General features: G+C 40.2%; 4 protein-coding genes. 1 reads left to right on the top strand and 3 read right to left on the bottom strand.

Features of this window, described 5'->3' with window-relative positions:
• Positions 1–111 precede the first annotated feature (111 nt).
• Positions 112–264: a putative periplasmic lipoprotein gene (locus BAZSYMA_RS10020; RefSeq protein ID WP_195910135.1), complete on the top strand. Its 153-nt coding sequence runs from the start codon at positions 112–114 to the stop codon at positions 262–264.
• Here BAZSYMA_RS10020 and glmM read toward each other — a convergent pair.
• From glmM to ftsH, 3 genes are read right to left on the bottom strand one after another with little or no spacing between them, the layout of a single operon-like run.
• Positions 261–1,589: a phosphoglucosamine mutase gene (glmM, locus tag BAZSYMA_RS06720; RefSeq protein ID WP_090716988.1), complete on the bottom strand. Its 1,329-nt coding sequence runs from the start codon at positions 1,587–1,589 to the stop codon at positions 261–263. The two genes, BAZSYMA_RS10020 and glmM, sit on opposite strands and share 4 nt — an antisense overlap.
• Complete coding sequence (gene folP, locus BAZSYMA_RS06715; protein WP_090716986.1) at positions 1,586–2,374, bottom strand: dihydropteroate synthase; 789 nt, start codon at positions 2,372–2,374, stop codon at positions 1,586–1,588. The genes glmM and folP overlap by 4 nt, the downstream gene beginning before the upstream one ends.
• A gap of 28 nt (positions 2,375–2,402) precedes the next feature.
• Entirely contained in the window at positions 2,403–4,328 is a 1,926-nt protein-coding gene (ftsH, locus tag BAZSYMA_RS06710) for an ATP-dependent zinc metalloprotease FtsH (RefSeq protein ID WP_090716983.1), read from the bottom strand.
• Positions 4,329–4,412 lie beyond the last annotated feature (84 nt).

Here is a 4,412-nt window from a genome sequence, read left to right as displayed (position 1 = left end):
ATGCAAAGGCTCATGGTAGATAATTAATGTTTACATCCCCTTATCTTTGTGCACTTAGAGTTTGAATTTAGGTTATAATTTTTCGCAATTAATTAAACCTTAGGATAAAAAATGAAAAAACTACTATTAGCACTACCTTTCAGCATACTACTAACAGCGTGTGCCACAGAAGAAGTAAAGCCAACCTCAGCTCCCCAGCTCCAGCCCCTGTGGACATTATTGAAAATCCTGCTACATTTAAAACAAAATAAAATTATTTATTAAGAAAGTGTAGTGGCTAACACCTCGGCACTCTCCTGTACTAAATCCAAGTCTCTACCTTCGACCATTATTCGAATTAATGGCTCGGTACCTGAGGCACGAATCAGCACTCTGCCTGCCTCACCTAAAGATTTCTCTACTTTAAGTTGGGCTTTTTGCAGGGCTTGATGTTGTAATAAATTAATCTTTTTTTTGGTTTTAACATTGATGAGTACTTGCGGATATTTTTGTACCTCAGATTTTAATGCATTGAGTGTCTTACCACTTTTAACAAGCACCTCCAACACTTGCAAGGCAGCAATAATACCGTCACCTGAGGTGGTTTGCTCAAGACAGATAATATGTCCTGAGCCTTCACCACCTAAAACAGCATTGTTTTTTTGCATTTGTTCCATAACAAACCTATCACCCACATCGGTTTCGATAAAATCAATACCCAAATCTTTATAGCCGTGACGCACACCAAGATTGGTCATTTGTGTGCCAACTACAGTATTATTTTTAAGTCTATTTTGCGCTTGCCAGGCCTTAGCAATGATGAAAACCAACTCATCACCATCCACTAATTCACCACTGCTATCCACCATCATTAAGCGATCACCATCGCCATCAAAAGCAATACCTAAATCGGCTTTATTTTCTAATACAGTTTTCTGTAAGTGCTGGGTATCTGTGGCGCCACAATCAAGATTAATATTAAAACCATCGGGCTGATGGTTAATGACAACAATATTGGCACCCAATTCGGCGAATACATTTTCTGCAATGTGATAAGTGGCGCCATTCGCACAATCAATTACAATATTAAGACTAGATAAATCAATGTTTTTATCAAATGTATGTTTACAAAAATCAATGTAACGGCCTAAAGATTGCTCGTGACGAATGGCTTTACCAATATTTTCACTGGTAACACTAACCATAGGCTCACTCAAACGCTTCTCAATAGCCTTTTGGTCTTGGTCGCTAAGCTTAAAACCTTTATTGGAGAAAAATTTAACCCCATTATCTTGAAAATGATTGTGCGATGCGCTAATAACCACGCCCGCTGTGGCACCATAAGTTTGCGTGAGATACGCAATAGCAGGCGTTGGCATTGGACCTAACAAACCGACATCCACACCGGCAGATAAAAAACCTGCTTCAAGCGCAGATTCAAATAAATACCCTGAAATACGGGTATCTTTACCAATAACAACACTGGAGTTTTCGTTTTTTTGTGCCAAAACTGAACCAACTGCCCAACCTAATTTCAAAAAAAAATCCGCTGTGATTGGCTTTATGCCAACTTTGCCTCGTATGCCATCTGTTCCAAAATAATTACTCAACTCACACTCCCTAAAACCATTAATGCATCCTTAGTTTCTGCCACATCATGCACACGCACGATATCCGCACCGTTTTGAACCGCCATTATAGCCCCCACAACACTACCTGTCACTCTTGCGTCTACCTTTTTACCGCCAAGCATTTGCCCAATCATAGTTTTGCGCGATATTCCTGCTAAGAGTGGCAAGCCAAAACTTTTGAATTCTTCAAAGCGACGCAGAATTTTTAAATTGTGTTCATAGGTTTTACCAAAACCAAAACCTGGGTCTAAAATAAGTTTTCTCTCGCTGATACCTGCACCAATACAAGCTTCAACCCTACCTGCAAAAAAATACTTAATATCTTCTATCACATCATCATACACAGGCCTTAACTGCATACTTTTTGGCATGCCTTGCATATGCATCAAGCATACATCAACACCCAACTCACTCGCTGTTTCTAACGCACCATTGACACGCAAAGCACAAACATCGTTAATCATGCTGGCACCTGACTCAACGGCCTGCATCATCACTTCTGGTTTTGAAGTGTCAATTGAGATGGGAATATCAGTAGTTTTAGCAAGCGCCTTAATCACAGGAATAACACGCGCAAGTTCCTCTTTAAGAAAGGTAGGATCAGCATCTGGACGCGTAGATTCACCGCCAATATCAATAATATCAGCACCCTGCTTAATCATACATTGCGCACTTTGAATCGCATCAGAAATATCAAAATGTTGTCCGCCATCAGAAAACGAGTCAGGCGTTACATTCAACACGCCCATAATTTTTGCACTCATGATAATAGCAAAGGCAGGCCAGGTTGGTTTAGGCTACTTGCTCGCTACCACCATCACTTAATGGTTCTTCAGTAGAGTCACCACTTATATCTTCTGATACATCAGCGCCACCTTTACCCAGTTCAGTAGAAGCAACATCAGAGTCAATAATCGCTGCTGCTTCACGCATTGGTTTTCTCTGCATCAAATCGTCAATTTGAGCTTTATCAATGGTTTCAAACTCCATCAAGGCTTTGGTCATTTCAACTAAGATGTCTTTATTGTCTTTTAAAATTTTTAAAGCCATTTGATAATTGCTATCAATAATTTTACGAATTTCAAGGTCAATAATTTTAAAAGTTTCTTCTGAGATGTGCTTATGTTTAGTAACTTGCTTACCTAAAAATACCTCACCCTCATCTTCACCATACGCCAAAGGACCTAAGATATCTGACATACCCCATTGCTTGACCATCTTATGTGCAATCTCAGTAGCGCGTTCAATGTCGTTACTCGCACCCGTGGTTACTGCATCATCACCATAAATCAAGCCTTCGGCAATACGCCCGCCAAATAATGCTGCTATTTGAGAATTCAACTTGCGTTTAGAGATGCTGTAACTGTCTTTTTCTGGCAAGAACATTGTTACACCTAGCGCACGACCTCTTGGAATAATACTAACCTTATAAACAGGGTCATGCTCAGGCACCAAGCGTCCAACAATCGCATGCCCTGCTTCATGATAAGCTGTCATTTCTTTCTCGGCATCATCCATCACCATACTTTTTCTCTCGGCACCCATCATAATCTTATCTTTGGCTTTTTCGAACTCTTGCATACCCACTAATTTTTTGTCCTTACCTGCGGTAATCAATGCAGCCTCATTACACAAGTTTGCTAAATCTGCACCTGAAAACCCTGGTGTGCCTTTAGCAATATTGATAGATTGGACATTTTTTGCAATCGGTAATTTTTGCATATGTACTTTTAAAATTGCATCTCTGCCATTAATATCTGGCAAACCAACCATGACCTGACGGTCGAAACGCCCTGGTCTAAGTAGTGCAGGGTCCAATACATCTGGACGGTTAGTGGCAGCAATAACAATAATACCTTCAGAGCCTTCAAAACCATCCATCTCAACCAACATTTGGTTGAGTGTTTGCTCGCGCTCATCGTGGCCACCGCCCATGCCAGCACCACGCTGACGACCAACTGCATCAATCTCATCAATAAAGATAATGCAAGGTGCATTTTTCTTAGCTTGTTCAAACATATCACGAACGCGTGACGCACCAACACCTACAAACATTTCAACAAAATCAGAGCCTGAAATGAAGAAAAATGGCACTTCTGCTTCGCCTGCAATGGCTTTGGCTAATAAAGTTTTACCTGTGCCTGGCGGGCCCACTAAAAGCACACCTTTGGGGATTTTGCCGCCAACTTTGGTAAATCTGCCAGGGTCGGATAAGAAATCAACCAACTCTGAAACATCTTCCTTGGCTTCTTCCACTCCAGCCACATCTTTAAAGGTGATATCTGACTCATCTTTGCTGATTAATCTGGCTTTAGATTTGCCAAAATTCATTGGATTTTTGCCACCCATACCACCACTGCCTTTCATGGTGTAAAGAATCACACCAATCAATAATAAAATTGGTGCCACTGAAATAACCAACTGCTTAAAAAATCCATCTTTCTCAGGTGGTTTAGCAACCACCTCCACACCGTTGTTTAATAGATCACCCATTAGCCCTAAGTCTCTAGCGCCATAAGTGCTAAATTGCTCGCCACCTGCACCGACACCAGTAATGTCGTTACCAGAAATAGTGACGCTAGAAACATCACCCTGCTTAACACTTTGAATAAACTGAGAGTAAGTAATCTCATTTTTATCCTCGCCCATCTCAAACTGGTTAAAAAGTGAGGTTAAGGAAATACCTAAAACCAACCAAAATAATAAATTTTTAAACATAATGCAAAATTAATAAAAAATAAGAAAACAAATATACCCTAATATGTATACTTTTATGTAGAGATGAATACCCAAATCCAAAAA

The sequence above is a fragment of the Bathymodiolus azoricus thioautotrophic gill symbiont genome, assembly GCF_001298715.1.
In the GTDB taxonomy this organism is placed as follows: domain Bacteria; phylum Pseudomonadota; class Gammaproteobacteria; order PS1; family Pseudothioglobaceae; genus Thiodubiliella.
The sequence above is the reverse complement of the archived record's forward strand: the minus strand, read 5'-3'. Positions and strand labels throughout refer to the sequence as shown.